We start from the raw sequence: 16534 nt of genomic DNA, 5'->3' as shown, positions 1-16534 counted from the left end.
GCAACGCGATACGACAAACGCGACGACAATTTCCTCGCAGCCGTTCAGCTCGCATCAATTCGGATTTGGATACGATCTTATGAGTCGGTCACCTAAGGTAAAGCACCGGGATCGAATTGATCAGGACCGACGGGTTGGGAACAGACTGTCCCGACGTCCGCAAGGGCAGCCTTGGCCCTCAGCAAGAGTAGCAATGCGGGCAGATCGTTGTTGGGATCTGTCGGCAGAAGTGTGATCTCGATGGCTCCTCATGTGATCGACACTTCGAGGGGATATGTCGATTTCCGGCAATGGATGGGGCCGCATCGGCCCGAACACAAAATGCGCGCCGGCGGCTTTTAATGGCCTAGATCTGCAGAAGGCGGCTGTTTTAGAAAGAATCGCCTTCGGCCTGGCATTTAAGCAGGTTCTGGTCCGAAGAAGCCACCGGGAAGCAGCATCGGCCCGACCATTTGGCGACCGTCATTCCCCTCAATCAGGCAGATGATCCAGCAAACTGGAGAAAACGGCTCTGGAGCCCGCGTTTCCAGGCGAATCCGCCGATCCAAGAGGACCGCGGACGCGATTATGGCGGCGTCGAACTGCCCTGCTCGCCAGGCGCGAGAGGTGCCTGCAAATGCAACGTTAGTAAGAAAAGCTTATGATTAGGTCCCTGTTAACCATCTTGAGCTTAGAGATTGTTGATCCAGAGGCACGTCCGCCTTCCTAGTTTTTGCGAATAATCGGTCATGTCGATCATCCACGCCCTCAGCGCAAATAGCGGTCGCCTCATCAGGATCACCTTCGGTCCCGGGTGGCGCGAACGACGGCCGGTACTGGCCGCAGGTCAAGCCAAGCTCGCCAAAGCCCGCATCATGATGCTCGCGGGCGGACTGGTCATCTGCTATGTGGCGATTTTTGCCAGGCTCACCTATTTCGATCTGGAGCCGAGGACCGATACCTCCGCTATCCCGCCCGACCATGTGAGTGCCGCACGCCCGGATATCGTCGACAGAAACGGCGAACTGCTTGCGACCGACATTCGCACCGTCTCGATGTTCGCCGAGCCCAACCGCGTGGTCGATCCGGACGAAGCGGTGGAGAAAATCGCCTCGATCTTTCCCGATATCGATCGCAAATCCCTGTACAAGAAGCTCGCCGACCACCGCTCGCACTTTGCCTGGCTGCGCCGGCAGCTGACGCCGAAGGAACAGAGCGAGATCCTGGCGCTCGGCATTCCCGCAATCGGATTTCGGCCGGAGGTCAAGCGCTTCTACCCAGGCGGGCGCACCGCCGCCCATATTCTCGGCTATGTCGATATCGACAACCATGGCGTCGCCGGCATGGAAAAATATCTCGACATGCAGGGCCTGTCGGACCTCGCGTCCACCGGTCTGACGAGCCGCGACCAGCTGGAGCCGGTACGGCTGTCAATCGACCTGCGCGTCCAGAACGTCGTCCACGACGTGGTGTCGGATGCGATCGGCCGCTACCAGAGCCAGGCGGCCGGCGCCGTCATTCTCGACATCCATACCGGCGAAGTGATGGCCATGGCTTCGGCTCCGGATTTCGATCCGAACGATCCGCAGGCCGACGGCGACAAGGGCTGGCTGAACCGCATGTCGAACGGTACGGACGAGATGGGCTCGGTCTTCAAGACCTTCTCGATCGCTATGGCCATCGACACGGGCACGGTCAAGCTCAGCGATACCTTCGACGCCAGCGCGCCGTTGCATTACGGCGGCTTCACCATCCATGACGACCGCGACGTGCCGCGGCGCGTCCTGTCGATCCCGGAAATCTTCCGCTATTCGTCCAACATCGGCACCGCCAGAATGATGGACAAGGTCGGCATGGCCATCCAGAAGACCTACCTGACCCGCTTCGGCCTGCTCTCGAAGATGCAGACGGAACTGCCCGAAGTGAAGGCGCCGAGCCAGCCGAAAGTCTGGAAGAAGATCAACTCGATCACCATAGCTTTCGGCCACGGCGTCGCCACCACGCCGATGCAGACGGCCGTCGCCGGCGCGGCCCTCATCGACGGCGGCAAGCTGATCGAGCCTTCCTTCCTTCCGCGCACGCAGGAAGAGGCGGAAAAGACCGAAACGATGATCGTCAAGAAAAGCACTAGCGATACGATCCGCTACCTCTTCCGGCTGAACGGCGAACAGGGCACCGGCAGAACCGCCGACGTCCCCGGCTACCATGTCGGCGGCAAGACGGGCACCGCAAACAAGGTCATTCACGGCGTCTATTCCCACAAGCTCAGCTTCAATTCGTTCCTGGCGGCTTTTCCGATGAGTGATCCGAAATATGTCGTGCTGGCCTTCATCGATCAGCCGCTGACGGGCGTGCACAATCTGAACCTCGCCGCCGAAACGGCAGCTCCCATGGTTCACGATATCATCAGCCGCGCCGCGCCGATCCTCGGCGTCGAACCTGACTTCGGATCGAACCTACTCGCCGCATTCTGAGGGTTGGGTAAGCTCCGGCGCCGCCGCAAAAGCGGCGGCAGCAACGCTCAGACCGCGCTATAGCCGCAGCCGCGCAGGAAGAAGGAAGCCGCTTCGCGAGCGTGATCCTCCATTTGCGCCTTGATCGGCGCGAGATCGGCGTGAAACAGCGACGAGATCAGCATCGGCAACAGAACCAGATCGATGAAGTATCTGGTCGTGGCTTCGATATTGGCCGGAGCGAAGGCCGGCAGTGATCTTAGTTCCTCGGCCTCCGCCAGTTCCGCCACAAGTTTCATCGAGGTAGCCGTTCCATGCGCTCGCATGGCGTAGTGGATCGTGGTCGCCAGATCTGGATGGCGCGTCGCTTCACCGATCACGCTGCGGACAAGCCCGATAGTCTCAGCCCGGATGGCGCGTTGGACGATCAGCACACCTGCGGACTGGAAACGCTCGAGGATGCTGCCCGACGTGGCGGAGCCCACCATCTCGCCGGATCTTTGCGCCCAGCGCAGGACGACTTCCCGAAACAGGGTCTCCTTGTTGGTGAAGCGCGCATAGATGCTCGGCTTGCCCGCGCTGGCCACCTCAGCGATCTCATCGATGCTGGCCCCCTCATAGCCGCGGTCAATAAAGACCTGGAGGGCTGCCTGCAGGATTCTGTCTTCGACCTCGCCTGCTCTTTCGCGCGGGGGACGACCACGCCGCGTTGTGCCGGCCTTCGCCGTTGTAATTAAGGGTTTTGCCATTTCTTGCGGCATGACGGACCTCACTGTTTTTTGATTGGCTCGGATGCAACTTCACACCCTCCGCACCTCTTGACTAACACCCCGATCGGATCTAGGTCAATATTTAAATTGAACGTTTCGTTTCAATTATTGGCCTTGTGACAAAAGAGGTAAATGATGAGCACGCCTCAGGATGAGACTCTCGGAAAATTGATTGTGTTGGAACCGCGAACAGCCGGCGCAAAAGCAAATGACGAACAAGGCGGCCCCACGGCCAAGCAGGATCGGGCGGAAGTGCCGCAAACCGGCGAGCAAACCCGAATAAACGAAGAAAAGGTTCCGCCCGCCGATGAGACCCAACCGGAAAGCGCCAAAGGTGGGCCTTCCCGGCGCCGGAAGATGCTCTTGATTGGTGGGACGGCGCTCGCAGTCGCGGTGGTGGTGACATATATCTATTGGGACAACGGCTCCCATTATGAGAGTACCGACGACGCCTTCATCGCCGCGCGGCAATATGCGGTCACATCGCGAGTTGCCGGCTATATTTCGTCTGTTCCAGTCACCGACAATCAGCATGTCGGCGCTGGTGACGTGATCGCTCAGATCGACGACCGCGACTATCGGACGGCTCTGGAACAGGCTCAAGCCCAGGTGACGGCCGCAAACGCCAACATCCAGAATACCGAGGCACAGAAGCGGGTGCAGGATGCCAATGTGGACGAGGCAAAGGCCCAGGTCGCACAGGCGCAAGCCAATCTCGTCTTCGCCCAGCAACAGAACGATCGCTATCAGGCGCTGGTAAAGGGGGGCTCGGGCAGCCTTCAGGACGCCCAGCAATATGCATCGCAGTTGCGCCAGCAACAGGCTACCCTGACCACCGACCAGGCCGCGCTCGTGGCTGCACAGCGTCAGCTTGACGCATATGACTTCCAGATCGCCAATGTTCAGGCCACTCTCAAGCAGGATCAGGCCCAGCTCGACCAGGCGAAACTCAACCTTTCCTACACGACAATGACCGCGGCTGAGCCAGGTCGCGTCGTGCAGCTGTCGGCCGGCAAGGGCGAATATGTGCAGACGGGCACGAATCTCGCAATGTTCGTGCCGGACAAGCTCTGGGTCACCGCCAACTTCAAGGAAACGCAGCTCGATCATATGCGGCCGGGCCAACCGGTGACGCTCACCATCGACGCCTATGGCGGCCGCACGATCTATGGTCACGTGGCAAGCGTGCAGCCGGGGTCGGGCACCGCCTTCTCGCTGCTTCCGGCGGAAAACGCCACCGGCAATTATGTGAAGATCGTCCAGCGCGTGCCTGTCAAGATCGATCTTGACGACGTTCCGGGCAATTTAGCCCTGGGCCCGGGCATGTCCGTCGTCCCGACCGTTCGGACCGATGCCAGCCCCTCCCTGTGGGAAAGCCTGAGGAACGTGTTGTGAGCACGAGCGCCGCTGCCGCCAGACCGGCGGTAAATCCTTGGATCATCGCGATCGTTGTTGCGCTTGCCAGCTTCATGGAAGTGCTCGACACGACGATCGCCAACGTCGCCCTGAACTATATTTCCGGCGGCCTCGGTGTCAGCCAGGACGAGGCATCCTGGGTGGTCACCACCTATCTGGTCTCCAATGCCGTGATCGTGACGGCAACGAGCTATCTCGTGCGCATCTTCGGGCGCAGGACCTTCTTCCTAGGTTGCCTGGCGCTCTTCACCATCAGCTCCGTCATGTGCGGCTTTGCTCCCAATCTGCAATTCCTGCTTCTTGCCCGCATCCTGCAGGGCATTGGCGGCGGCGGCATGGTGCCGGTCGCACAATCCATTCTGGCCGACAGCTTTCCGCCCGAGAAGCGCGGACAGGGCTTTGCCATGTTCGGCGTCGCCGTCGTCGTTGCCCCTGTCGTAGGCCCGACCTTGGGAGGCTGGCTTTCCGATAATTTCTCATGGCACTGGTGTTTCCTGATCAACGGCCCCGTTGGCGTCCTGACGCTTGCAGCCGTCGCCATGCTGATCAGGGAGCCAGCCGGCAGCGCTGAAGAGCGCGCCCGCAAGCGTCACAGGGAACCGGGTTTCGACTGGATCGGTTTCGGGCTCGTTGCCACCTTCCTCGGAATGCTGGAGCTGATGCTCGATCGAGGTTTGGAAGACGACTGGTTCGGCTCCACCTTCATCATCACGGCAGCAGTCGTCTGCGCCCTCGCCTTCATCCTGATGATCCCTTGGGAATTGAAACACAAGAGCCCCGCCGTCGACATCCGGATGCTGGTCAGCCGCCAGTTTGGCACCTGCTTCATCGTGATGCTGGCGACCGGGGCGCTGCTGTTGGCGACAACGCAGTATTTACCCCAGCTGGTACAGCAGAATCTCGGCTACACCGCAACCTGGGCCGGTTTGATGTTGTCCCCTGGCGGGTTGGTGACCATGGTCATGATGTTCGTCGTCGGCTTTCTGTCATCGAAAGTACAGCCGAAGTACCTGATCGCAATCGGCGCCGGCTTCGTCACCCTGTCGATGTATCAGGTGACGAATATCTATAGCGGTGTGGGTTTCTGGTATCTTGCCGAGGCCCGCATGTTGCAGGGCATCGGCCTGCCATTCATCTTCCTGGCGATCACATCCGCCTCCTATGACGGCATCCCCGCCACCAAGACAGACCAGGCCTCGGCCCTGCTCAACGCCGCTCGCAACACCGGCGGCTCCTTGGGCGTGTCGCTGATCTCAAACATCATCACTCATCGCGAGCAGTTCCACCAGAGCCGCCTGATAGAACATGTCATCCCTTCTGGCGTCGCCTATCAGAATACATATGCTCAGGTGACCAACTACTTCATGGCCCAGGGAAGCTCGCTCCTGACCGCACAGCAGCAGGCGCTCGCCTGGATCAATAACCAGGTTCAGAGCCAGGCCTCGTTTCTCTCCTATGTTGACGCGTTCTGGGCACTGACGCTGATCTCACTTGCGGCGATCCCACTCGCCCTGACGCTGCGCAATGTCACCCTCGGCAAGAAGGCCTCTATGGGGCACTGACGGCTCTGCTGCAGGAAATCGGTTGATGCCCGAAAGAGCGCTGAAGATTTTCAGCGAGACTTTTGCTGATCGATTTTAGCTGGCGTCAGTTTTGCGTTGAAAGCATCCTTTGGGCAGTCGGCTGGCATTGGCGTCGGCTACAATCGACCTGAAGGTCGAAGAAAATGCAGGTGTAGAAGCGATTTCCGCACTCGCGGCCATGGGTCATGAAATCTCGGCCATCGATGCCCTCAACCCGCTTGGGGGCAAAGTCGGCGTGATCCGAAATGTCTGCATCGAGGAAAATGTCGATCTCCTCGACGTCGCCAGTCCCCACGTTGAAGTGCGCGTGATTGGCGGCCGGAAAGGGCGGCGCAAGAGCTCCGACAACGACCACCCTGTTCTCCACCAAGCAACCTGGAACACCCCATCATTCCATGGAGGAACCGAAACGCTCTACACCCCGGTGGAAGCGAAGCTGACATCACTGTTGGGCTCGTCGTTGAGGCCGAAAGGTCAATCATGCCGCGCCAGGAAGCCTGAAACCGTCTTCAGGCAAAGATCCTTCTCTTCCACATGCGGCATATGGCTCGAATTTTCGAAGAGCACCCATTCGCATCCCTTGACGCGATCGAGATAGGGCTTGACCACCAGCGGCGTCGCCTCGTCATATTTGCCTGAGATCAGCAAGGTCGGTGCCTCGATGAAGGAAAGCCTGTCTTCGATCGTCCAATCTTTCATGGTGCCGATGACATGAAACTCGGTCGGACCGTTCATGTTGCGGTAAACCGTATTGTCCTCGTCCATGGTGGCGAAGGTGCGCGCCACTTCAGCCGGCCACGGCACGACGCGGCAGACATGGCGATCGTAAAAGACGCGAGAGGCGGCGATATAGTCCGGATCGGTGATCGTTCCGGCCTGTTCGTGCCTCAATAGCGTGTCCTGCACCTGCTGCGGCAATTCCTCGCGAAGACGGTTCGCTTCGGCGACCCAGGTGTGCATGTTGGCCGGCGAATTGGCGATCACCAGCGCTTTCAATCCCTTCGGTCGACGCACCGCATGTTCGGCCCCCAGCATGCCGCCCCAGGACTGGCCAAGAAAGGCATAGCGATCCCGGATGCCGAGATGTTGCAGCAGCGTATCCAGCTCATCGAGGAACAAGGCCGGGGTCCAGAAATCAGGGCCTTTCTCCGGCAGTCGCGTCGACTTGCCGTTGCCGACCTGATCGTAGTGGATGACGGCGCGGCCATCGATCTCGGTAATGCCCTTGAAACTGTCGACGTAGTCATGCGTGCAGCCCGGCCCACCGTGGGCGACGACGAGCGGCAGCCTGCCGGAATCGAGTGAGCCGGTGATGCGGTACCAGGTCCGATATTCACGAAAGGGCAGAAAGGCTTCCTGCGTCGGGATTGCGGCCACGTGTCTCTCCATCTCCAAACTTTGGTGGCGGAGACCATAACGCGGCCGAAACGGATGCGGCAGCTATCACAAGTTATAGGATGGCTGTACATCCAGCAGGCGGTAATGCGCGGCGCGGACGACTGCCTGGGTACGGTTCTTGGCGCCGAGCTTCTTTGCAGCAGCATTGAGATGCATGACGACCGTCGGCACAGAGCGATCGATAATGCGGGAAATCTCCTTGGCGGAATAACCCTCAGCGGAATAGCGCAGGCATTCCCTCTCGCGCTCCGTCAGTCGGATCTTGCCAACACTGAGGGCGGAGGTATCGAACAGCGAATAGGCCGTCTCGTGAAAGACATGCGCAAGCAGGTTGAAATCGGCAATGTAGCGCAAGGCATCGCGCTCAAACTCTTTCTTGCCGCCGAAACGAATTCCGGTGACCGTCGCATAATCGCCGCGAGGCATGTGCACCGGCACCGTAACACCCGTCGACATGTCACGCTCGCTCAGATAGCGCGCGACGGGAGCTGTATCTTCGCTCATGAAACGCTTGATCAGCGTGTCGGCATCGGGATCATAATTCCAGAAGAACGGCGCGGAGGTGCGTAGCGCCACTTGCTGCACGGGATCGATGCGGAAATAGCCGCGATCGAACCAATATTCATACATGTCGTCGGAGATGTTCCTGAGCTTCAGAAGCGAAGGGATCATGATCTTGCCGTCGATGTCGTAAGGCACCGGCGAATAATCATAGATCAAGGCCTCGAAACCGATTGCCTTCATGCCTTCGAAGACATGGTCGATGCGGCCGTCCAGCGTCTGATGCGCCGTGAATTGGCGCCTGATGGTTCCGATTTGATCGAACATGCAGCGGTTCCCGTCTGTGCCTGAGACCTCCCAACCTATCACTTCTTATAGCTGGTGCGGAGCGTGGTTTAAGGTAAAAATTTAGCCATGCTCAAATATTGAGCAAGCAAAATCTTTCGCCGGAGTAGTCAATGTGGCGTGAAATTGAGCCTGAGGCGCGGCACGTCGTCGAGGTCGATGGCTACAAGGTGGTTGCCTATAGCTTTGGTAGCGGACCGGAGACGGTCTTCTGCCTGAATGGTGGTCCAGGCTTGCCATGCGATTATCTGCGCGAAGCGCATTCCTGCCTGATCGACAGGGGTTACAGGGTCATTGCCTTCGATCAGCTCGGCACCGGCGCCTCCGACCGGCCGGTCGACAAGAGCCTCTGGACCATCGGTCGCTATGTCGAGGAAACGGAATCCGTCCGCAAGGCGCTTGGCCTCGGCAAGGTGCATATGCTCGGTCACTCCTGGGGCGGTTGGCTCGCGATCGACTATGCGCTGACCTATCCCGAAAACCTGCAGACGCTGATCCTGGAAGACACGGTCGCCGACATGCCGCATCTGATCTCCGAGCTGGAGCGGCTGCGCGCAGCACTCGGTCCGGAAACGGTCGCCATGATGCAAAAGCACGAGGCGCAGGGCACCTATAATCACCCGGAATATCTCGCCGCCGTCACAATCCTCAACTATCGACATGTCTGTCGTCTGCCGGAATGGCCCGCTCCCGTTCGCCGCTCGCTCGACGATTGGAACATGGGTCCCTACGAGACGATGCAGGGGCCGAACGAGTTCCTCTATATCGGCAATCTCAAGGACTGGAACCGCATCGCGGACCTTCCTCGACTTTCCATGCCGGTGCTGATTACGACCGGCGAGCATGACGAGTTGACACCGGCCTGCGCGCTCAGGATGAAGCTTGCCTTGAAGGATGCCGAGCTCAAGGTCTTCGCCCATGCCAGCCACATGCCCTTCTATGAAAACCCGCAGGACTACTATCCCGCGCTCCACGATTTCCTGTCGCGGCATGGGGCAAGCTGATGCAAGGTAAGGTGATCCAATCCCACCGACGACAAGGGGGCGATCGCCGCCATGCATCGCTATAAATTCGTACTGACGCGACCGCTGCAGTTCCTGCCTGTCATCTTCGGCATCAGCGTCATCACCTTCGTCCTGGTCCGCCTCATTCCCGGCGATCCCGCGCGCAATATCCTGGGCACGCGCGCGACGCCTGCCGCACTTGCCAGCATCCGCGCGCAATATGGCCTCGATCAGCCGATGTGGCTGCAATATTTCTATTTCATCAAGAATCTCGGCAATGGCGAGATGGGCAAATCGATCCTCTACAAGATCGACGTTTTGCCGCTGATTTCGACGCGGATCGAGCCGACCATCGCGCTGGTCGTCACAAGCGTCATCCTATCGATCCTGATTGCCGTGCCGATGTCGGCGATTGCCGCGCGCAATGTCGGCCGCGCACCGGATCACATCGTGCGTGTCGTTTCGACCTTCGGTATCGGCTTTCCGCCCTTCTGGCTGGGGCTGATGCTGATCATCCTCTTCAGTGTCGAACTCGGCGTCCTGCCGGTCTCGGGCTATGGCTCGACGATCGGCGAGAAGATTGCCCATCTCATTTTGCCCGCCCTGACGGTGGCGCTGTCGCTTTCGACGGTGCTGACCCGCAGCCTGCGGGCAGCCATGATCGAATCGTTGAAATCGGATGTGGCAACCGCGGCGCGCGCGCGCGGCATGCCGGAGGGCATCGTCTTCTGGCGCCATGTCGTACCGAACTCGCTGGTGCCGACGATCAATCTGCTTGCGGTCAACATCGGCTGGCTGATCGGCGGCACGGTCGTCGTCGAAAGCGTCTTTGCCCTGCCCGGCATGGGTCAGCTGCTGGTGCGTGCCATCTTCTCGCGCGACTACATGGTCGTCCAGGGTGTTGCGATGGTGTTTGCCTGCGCCACCGTACTGGTCAACTTCCTCGCCGATATCGTCACGGTCGCCGTCGATCCGCGGGTGAAGCTATGAGCATCGAGACGACTGCGGCGATCCCAATCGGCTGGAACAGGTTCTTCGGCAAACACCTGACACTGACGCTCGGCGGCGGCATACTGCTGTTCTTCCTTCTTCTGGCGGTTTCAGCACCAATCGTCGCGCCCTATGACCCGATATTCCAGAATGCCGATATGCGCCTGCAGGCGCCGTCGTTCCTGCATCCGTTCGGTACGGACAATTTCGGACGTGACATTCTTTCGCGCGTCATCTGGGGAGTCCGCATCGATCTGCAGATCGCCGTTATCGGCGTAGTTTTCCCGTTTCTGATCGGCACGACGGTCGGCACCGTCGCCGGCTTTTTCGGCGGCATTGTCGACGCCCTCTTCATGCGCATCGTCGATATCATCCTCGCCTTCCCCTTCCTGGTGCTGATGCTGTCGATCATCGCCATCCTCGGACCAGGGCTCAGCAGCTTCTATATCGCCATGGCTCTGGTCGGATGGGTCTCCTATGCGCGTCTTATCCGCGCGCAGATGCTGGTTTTAAAGGGCAGCGACTATGCTGTTGCCGCCGTCAGCCTTGGCTTCAGCCGGCCCCGGATCATGTTCCGCCATCTGCTGCCGAACGCGATTGCCGGCTCCATCGTCTTTTCCATGTCGGATGCCGTGCTCGTGCTGCTGAGCGGCGCGGCCGTCAGCTATCTCGGCCTCGGCGTGCAGCCGCCGCTTGCCGAATGGGGCGTTATGGTCGCAGAAGGCCAGAGTTTCATCACCACGGCCTGGTGGATCACACTTTTTCCTGGCCTTTCCATCGTCTGCCTCGCCTTCGGCTTCAGCATGCTGGGCGATGCGCTCGGCGAACTGCTCGGGGTGCATGAATGAGCGAACCCGTCCTTGCCGTTCGCGACGTTGTGGTCAAAGCCCGTCTCGACGGCGGTGCACGCACGCTGATCGATGGCGTTTCGCTCGATCTCGCCAGGGGAGAGATTCTGGGCCTCGTCGGCGAGAGCGGCTCCGGCAAGAGCCTGCTCTGCCGCTCGCTCGTGCGGCTGATGCCGTCGTCGCTTCTGAACATCGAAAGCGGCTCCATCCGTCTCGAAGGGCGGGAACTTACAGAAATCAGCGACGCCGAGATGCTCGAGGTGCGCGGCAGCGAGATCGGCATGATCTTTCAAAACCCGACGAGCCACCTCGACCCCGTCATGCGCATCGGCGACCAGATTGCCGAAGGCATCCGCTATCATCAGGGTGTCAAGGCCCGCGAGGCCCGCGCGGCCGCGACCGAGATCCTTGCCCAGGTCGGCTTTCCCGATCCCATAAGGCAGTATGACAGCTATCCGCACGAGTTTTCCGGCGGAATGCGGCAGCGTGCGATGATCGGCGTCGCGCTCTCCTGCAACCCAAAGATCCTGATTGCCGACGAACCGACAACGGCCCTCGACGTCACCATCCAGGCGCAGATCCTGCGGCTCCTGATCGACATTCGCGACAAGCGCGGGCTTTCGATCATCCTGATCACCCATGATCTCGGTATCGTCGCCCAGACCTGCGACCGGGTCGCCGTCATGCGCGGCGGCCGATTGCTCGAACAAGGCCCCAAAAGGACGATCCTCGGACAGCCTGAAAATCCCTATACGATCGAACTGATCAGGAGCCACCCCTCCTTGCCAGACGAAACAGCAGTAACGGAGCCGGTTCGGCCTGACATGGCAGCCGGGCCGCTGCTCGAAATCGATGACCTGCATGTACGCTTCAAGGTGGGCGGCGGCCTTTTCAAAGGCAGCGATGCGAAGACGGTCAGCGCCGTTTCCGGCGTCAGCCTGCAAGTCATGCCGGGTGAAACCATCGGCATCGTCGGCGAATCCGGCAGCGGCAAGAGCACGCTTGCCCGCGCCATTCTCGGCCTTACCCCGATCTCTTCCGGCCATGTCACTTTCGATGGTGTGGATCTCACCCAGCACAAGAGCGCCGGCCTTACCAGGTTGCGACGTGAAACTGCCATGGTTTTCCAAGATCCATTCAACGCCCTCAACCCGCGGCTGACGATCGGCCAGACGCTTGCCGAGGTGTTGAAAGTCCAGGGTAAGGTCGCAAGGGCCGACATCCCCGCACGCATAGGCGAGTTACTCGATCTCGTCGGCCTGGAGCGCGAATTCGCCAGCCGCAAGCCACGCAGCATGAGCGGCGGCCAATGCCAGCGCGCCGGCATTGCAAGGGCGCTGGCGGTCGACCCGAAACTCATCATAGCCGACGAATGCGTGGCCGCTCTCGATGTCACCATCCAGGCGCAGATCGTCGATCTATTTCGCGAGTTAACGCGCAGGATGAACCTGACCCTGATCTTCATCGCCCACGATCTCGCCATCGTGCGCAATCTCTGCGAGCGGACCGTCGTGATGTATCGCGGGGAGATCGTCGAGGAAGGCCGCTCGCAGGAGATCTTTTCTCACCCGAAGCATCCCTATACCGCGGCGCTCATTGCCGCCATCCCCGATATCGATCCGGACAGGCCCCTGCATGGCGAACGCGATGCGGCACCGGCCGGGCAGACCCAATCAGCCAAACGCATGCGATAACAACGAAGGGAACAAATTCATGACCAACAAGTGGAAAACAATCGGGCTTGCCGCCATTCTCGCTGGCTTGACGCTGAGCGCGAGCTATGCGGAAGCTGCCGGCGTATTGACCATCGGCCGCCGCGAGGATTCGACGACGTTCGATCCGATCAAGACGGCGCAGAATATCGACAACTGGGTATTCTCCAACGTCTACGACGTGCTGGTGCGTGTCGACAAGACCGGCACGAAGCTGGAACCGGGTCTTGCGGAAAGCTGGACGGCCTCGGAAGACGGTCTCACCTATGTCTTCAAGATCCGTGACGCGAAGTTCTCGGACGGCTCGCCGCTGACAGCGGAAGACGCGGCCTTCAGCCTGCTGCGTATCCGAGACGACAAGGCATCGCTCTGGAGCGATTCCTATAAGGTGATCGATACGGCGGTTGCGACAGATCCACATACCCTCACAATCAAACTCAAGCACGCCTCAGCGCCTTTCCTTTCGACGCTCGCCTTGCCGAACGCGTCGGTGATCTCGAAGGCTGGGATGGAATCGATGGGGCCGGACGCTTATGGCGAAAAGCCGATCGCCTCTGGAGCCTTCTCAGTCGAGGAATGGCGCCGCGGTGACCGCATCATCCTGAAGAAGAACCCGAATTTCTGGCAGGCTGACCGCGTCAAACTCGACGGCGTCGAGTGGATCTCTGTCCCCGACGACAATACCCGCATGCTGAACGTGCAGGCAGGCCAGCTCGACACAGCGATCTTCGTGCCGTTCTCGCGCGTCGAGGAGCTCAAGAAGGATCCGAACCTCAACGTTGTGATCGATCCTTCCACGCGTGAGGATCACCTCTTGATCAACCACGCCCATGGCGACCTCGGCAAGAAGGAAGTCCGTCAGGCGCTCGACATGGCGATCGACAAGAAGGCGATCGTCGACGCCGTTACCTTCCATCAGGGCACGGTTGCAAATTCCTATATCCCCAAGGGCGCCTTGTATTACTACGCCGACAATCTGCAACGCCCCTACGATCCCGAGAGGGCCAAGCAGATGCTTTCAGCTGCCGGCGTTTCCAATCTCACGCTGAATTATCTCATCCGCGCCGGCGACGAAGTGGATGAGCAGACGGCCGTTCTGGTGCAGCAGCAGCTTGCCAAGGCAGGCATCACAGCCAATCTCCAGAAGGTCGACCCCAGCCAGGAATGGGACATGACAGTTGCCGGCGACTACGACATCTCAGTCAACTACTGGACCAACGATATTCTCGATCCGGACCAGAAGACGACATTCGTTCTCGGTCACGATTCCAACAACAACTATATGACCAACTACAAGAATGATGCGGTAAAAGAGCTCGTCGCCAAGGCACGACAGGAGCTGGATCCGAAGAAGCGTGAGCAGATGTATATCGACCTGCAGAAGATGGCAAAGGACGATGTCAACTGGGTCGACCTCTACTACAGCCCCTATATCAACGTCTCACGCAAGAACATCGAGAACTTCCACCAAAACCCGCTCGGCCGCTTCTTCCTGGAGGACACGGTCAAGAACTGAGGCCTTGTTTTACGTCCCATGCTTCGCCGCCCAACAATGGCGGAGCATGGGACCCGCTCGCGGCTCTGTTGCAAATATTCCGGATAGCTGGCGAGGACCAATTCTTTCCGCTGTCGCGCGGGCTGCCCGCAAGATTTTGACCGAGAATTTCATTTCGCGCTAACCCACTTAAGCAGATGTAATACATTGAAAAGATTGGCGGTTCAACAGATCCTCACCAGAAGGCGCAACTCCCCTTCCCGCTCTGACGCGGGCCGCAATTGGTCACCTCTATTTCGAAAGTATCCATCCGTTCGAAGAGGGAAATGGCAGGATCGGCCGAGCGCTGGCGGAAAAGTCGCTCGCGCAAAGTATCGGGCAACCGAGCCTTACCTCGCTTGCATACACAATCGAAAAGAGCCGCAAGGCGTATTACGGGGAACTCGAAAAAAATCAGCGCACGCTCAACGTAACTGAATGGCTCGTCTATTTCTCCCAGACCATATTGGACGCGCAGCAAACCACCCTTGCCCGCATCGCGTTTTATATTCGCAAGGGAAGATTCTATGACCGTTTGCGAGACGCGCTCAATGAGCGTCAACACAAGGTCGTCTCCCGTATGCTCAAAGAAGGGATCGAAGGCTTCAAAGGTGGATTGAGCGCCGAAAACTATATTTCGATCACAGGAACCTCCCGCGCGACTGCAACACGCGACCTTCAGGATATGGTGGAGAAGGGAGCATTGAGCCGGAGCGGCGAGCGCCGCCACACGCGATACACATTGAATATGCCCGAAGCCAAGAAATAGAAAATGTATTCGCCTGCGTCTGGTAAGCGGACACCAGCTTAATTGCACGACCCCAGACCGCGCAGATTGGCGCTGCGTGGCCTATCTCCCCTCGATGCACCTGACTTTTCGTCGTTTTCGTCATGTGAGGCCATCGGCGCGCGTTTAGCGTTCTCGATGAGCAGTTGCCTATCCTTGGTCCAGAATTGCGCTGTATGGCTCTCAATTTTGATGATAAAACACGCTGACAAAATAACCTTTACTGACGCATTCACTGTTTGTACAAGCCCCCGAAAGAACGAGCTAAGATCTAATGACGCAGGTTCCAACTGTTAGGTCCCCTCCCTTGTCACAACGGTTGATCGGCTACGCCCGGGTGTCGACCGACGATCAGCTGAACGACGCCCAGATCGACGAACTGCGCGCCGCCGGCTGCCAGCGCATTCACCAGGAGCATGCATCCGGTTTATCCCGGGCGAGACCGGTGCTCATGAAGCTGCTGAAGGATCTCACGGCCGGCGACGTGCTGGTCGTCGTTCGTCTCGACCGCCTGGCGCAATCAGTCAGCCATCTACTGCAGGTGATTGAGGACCTCGAAGGGCGCGGGGTGCATTTCCGCTCGCTGTGCGATCCGATCGACACATCCACACCGCAGGGGATGTTCTCCCTGCAGGTGCTTGGCGCCGTCGCCCAGCTCGAGCGCGCTCTGATCGCCGAGCGGACCAAAGCTGGCATCAAGGCTGCAAAAGCCAGAGGCAGACTTCCCGGCAACCCCGGTCTGCGCGAGCGCCGGCCGGAAGCGATCAAGGCGGTGTCGCAAGCACGCGAGAAGCTCTACCTCGACGAACTGATTTCGTCGGCACCGACGTGGCTCCCGACCGTGAGGCAGCTCCGGCCGCAGCATAGTTGGGACAATGTCGTCCGCGTCCTTAACCGCCGCGGTCATGATTGGACCATTGAGCGTCTCCGACGCGCTGTTCACCGGATGGTGCGTGAGAAGCTTGCGGAGCCAGAGCTGCTTGCCCGCTCACCACGCCGCTCCCCCGAAGATCATTTGATGAAACTGGTCGCCGCGATCACCATCGCCGATCCCGGTCTGTCGTTACGCGAAATCGCCGCACAGCTGGACCAGATGGGGGTACGACCGGCGCGCGGTGGCCGGAAATGGCAGCCGTCTTCCATCAGGGCACTTCTGGACGAGGCGCATCGCTTTGGTCTCGTTCGCTACTGAGGGCCTCGCTAGTCCTCCAAGC

The 16534-nt window shown here is 59.4% G+C and carries 13 protein-coding genes and 2 pseudogenes; 11 read left to right on the top strand and 4 right to left on the bottom strand.

The features are described from left to right. Together BJ928_RS36480 and BJ928_RS36475 are read left to right on the top strand one after the other, a co-directional pair. A pseudogene (locus tag BJ928_RS36480) lies at positions 1 to 96 on the top strand (IS5/IS1182 family transposase); the annotation flags it as partial. A 632-nt stretch (positions 97 to 728) separates the two neighbouring features. Further along, positions 729 to 2453 carry a penicillin-binding protein 2 gene (locus BJ928_RS36475; RefSeq protein ID WP_047636437.1) on the top strand — a complete coding sequence of 575 codons (1725 nt, stop codon included), beginning with the start codon at positions 729 to 731 and terminating at the stop codon, positions 2451 to 2453. Positions 2454 to 2500: 47 nt separating this feature from the next. Here BJ928_RS36475 and BJ928_RS36470 read toward each other — a convergent pair whose 3' ends face one another. Further along, entirely contained in the window at positions 2501 to 3181 is a 681-nt protein-coding gene (locus tag BJ928_RS36470) for a TetR/AcrR family transcriptional regulator (protein ID WP_063769486.1), read from the bottom strand. 378 nt (positions 3182 to 3559) lie between these two features. Here BJ928_RS36470 and BJ928_RS36465 point away from each other — a divergent pair, with 378 nt between their 5' ends. Both BJ928_RS36465 and BJ928_RS36460 read left to right on the top strand, forming a co-directional pair. After that, positions 3560 to 4597, top strand: coding sequence for an HlyD family secretion protein (locus BJ928_RS36465; protein ID WP_245432767.1), 1038 nt, complete (start codon positions 3560 to 3562; stop codon positions 4595 to 4597). Continuing rightward, positions 4594 to 6180 (top strand): DHA2 family efflux MFS transporter permease subunit, encoded by a 1587-nt coding sequence (locus tag BJ928_RS36460; RefSeq protein WP_047636439.1) that lies wholly within the window; start codon positions 4594 to 4596, stop codon positions 6178 to 6180. Before BJ928_RS36465 ends, BJ928_RS36460 begins: the two co-directional genes overlap by 4 nt. Before the next feature lie 85 nt (positions 6181 to 6265). Here the strand turns inward: BJ928_RS36460 and BJ928_RS39145 are convergent, their stop codons facing one another. From BJ928_RS39145 to BJ928_RS36450, 3 genes are all read right to left on the bottom strand, one after another. After that, entirely contained in the window at positions 6266 to 6556 is a 291-nt protein-coding gene (locus tag BJ928_RS39145; protein ID WP_047636440.1) for a hypothetical protein, read from the bottom strand. A 119-nt stretch (positions 6557 to 6675) separates the two neighbouring features. After that, positions 6676 to 7590, bottom strand: a complete 915-nt coding sequence (locus tag BJ928_RS36455; protein WP_047636442.1) for a proline iminopeptidase-family hydrolase — start codon at positions 7588 to 7590, stop codon at positions 6676 to 6678. A gap of 54 nt (positions 7591 to 7644) precedes the next feature. Then, complete coding sequence (locus tag BJ928_RS36450; RefSeq protein WP_047636443.1) at positions 7645 to 8427, bottom strand: LuxR family transcriptional regulator; 783 nt, start codon at positions 8425 to 8427, stop codon at positions 7645 to 7647. Positions 8428 to 8558: 131 nt separating this feature from the next. Here BJ928_RS36450 and BJ928_RS36445 point away from each other — a divergent pair, with 131 nt between their 5' ends. From BJ928_RS36445 to BJ928_RS36415, 7 genes and pseudogenes are all read left to right on the top strand, one after another. Continuing rightward, the gene (locus BJ928_RS36445; RefSeq protein ID WP_047636445.1) at positions 8559 to 9449 is read left to right on the top strand and encodes a proline iminopeptidase-family hydrolase; all 891 of its coding nucleotides are present in this window, start codon (positions 8559 to 8561) and stop codon (positions 9447 to 9449) included. Between the two features lie 51 nt (positions 9450 to 9500). Then, the gene (locus BJ928_RS36440; RefSeq protein WP_047636447.1) at positions 9501 to 10439 is read left to right on the top strand and encodes an ABC transporter permease; all 939 of its coding nucleotides are present in this window, start codon (positions 9501 to 9503) and stop codon (positions 10437 to 10439) included. After that, positions 10436 to 11287: an ABC transporter permease gene (locus tag BJ928_RS36435; RefSeq protein ID WP_047636448.1), complete on the top strand. Its 852-nt coding sequence runs from the start codon at positions 10436 to 10438 to the stop codon at positions 11285 to 11287. The genes BJ928_RS36440 and BJ928_RS36435 overlap by 4 nt, the downstream gene beginning before the upstream one ends. Next, entirely contained in the window at positions 11284 to 12981 is a 1698-nt protein-coding gene (locus BJ928_RS36430; RefSeq protein ID WP_047636449.1) for an ABC transporter ATP-binding protein, read from the top strand. Before BJ928_RS36435 ends, BJ928_RS36430 begins: the two co-directional genes overlap by 4 nt. A 19-nt stretch (positions 12982 to 13000) precedes the next feature. Further along, positions 13001 to 14515 carry an ABC transporter substrate-binding protein gene (locus BJ928_RS36425; RefSeq protein WP_047636450.1) on the top strand — a complete coding sequence of 505 codons (1515 nt, stop codon included), beginning with the start codon at positions 13001 to 13003 and terminating at the stop codon, positions 14513 to 14515. A gap of 193 nt (positions 14516 to 14708) precedes the next feature. Continuing rightward, positions 14709 to 15302, top strand: a pseudogene (locus tag BJ928_RS36420) (Fic family protein); the annotation flags it as partial. A 292-nt stretch (positions 15303 to 15594) separates the two neighbouring features. Next, the gene (locus BJ928_RS36415; RefSeq protein ID WP_047636452.1) at positions 15595 to 16512 is read left to right on the top strand and encodes a recombinase family protein; all 918 of its coding nucleotides are present in this window, start codon (positions 15595 to 15597) and stop codon (positions 16510 to 16512) included. The last annotated feature ends 22 nt before the right edge of the window (positions 16513 to 16534 follow it).

The organism is Rhizobium sp. WW_1, from assembly GCF_003610155.1.
GTDB classification, from domain to species: Bacteria; Pseudomonadota; Alphaproteobacteria; order Rhizobiales; family Rhizobiaceae; genus Rhizobium; species Rhizobium tropici_A.
Note: the sequence above shows the minus strand (reverse complement) of the source record. Positions and strands in the feature narration are given on the sequence as shown.

Bases quoted from the DNA above. Each gene is read 5' to 3' on its own strand.
- BJ928_RS36465 (WP_245432767.1), top strand. From the start codon at position 3,560: ATGCTCTTGATTGGTGGGACGGCGCTCGCAGTCGCGGTGGTGGTGACA.
- BJ928_RS36435 (WP_047636448.1), top strand. From the start codon at position 10,436: ATGAGCATCGAGACGACTGCGGCGATCCCAATCGGCTGGAACAGGTTC.
- BJ928_RS36425 (WP_047636450.1), top strand. From the start codon at position 13,001: ATGACCAACAAGTGGAAAACAATCGGGCTTGCCGCCATTCTCGCTGGC.
- BJ928_RS36475 (WP_047636437.1), top strand. From the start codon at position 729: ATGTCGATCATCCACGCCCTCAGCGCAAATAGCGGTCGCCTCATCAGG.
- BJ928_RS36445 (WP_047636445.1), top strand. From the start codon at position 8,559: ATGTGGCGTGAAATTGAGCCTGAGGCGCGGCACGTCGTCGAGGTCGAT.
- BJ928_RS36440 (WP_047636447.1), top strand. From the start codon at position 9,501: ATGCATCGCTATAAATTCGTACTGACGCGACCGCTGCAGTTCCTGCCT.
- BJ928_RS36450 (WP_047636443.1), bottom strand. From the start codon at position 8,427: ATGTTCGATCAAATCGGAACCATCAGGCGCCAATTCACGGCGCATCAG.
- BJ928_RS36415 (WP_047636452.1), top strand. From the start codon at position 15,595: ATGACGCAGGTTCCAACTGTTAGGTCCCCTCCCTTGTCACAACGGTTG.
- BJ928_RS36455 (WP_047636442.1), bottom strand. From the start codon at position 7,590: ATGGAGAGACACGTGGCCGCAATCCCGACGCAGGAAGCCTTTCTGCCC.
- BJ928_RS36470 (WP_063769486.1), bottom strand. From the start codon at position 3,181: ATGGCAAAACCCTTAATTACAACGGCGAAGGCCGGCACAACGCGGCGT.
- BJ928_RS36430 (WP_047636449.1), top strand. From the start codon at position 11,284: ATGAGCGAACCCGTCCTTGCCGTTCGCGACGTTGTGGTCAAAGCCCGT.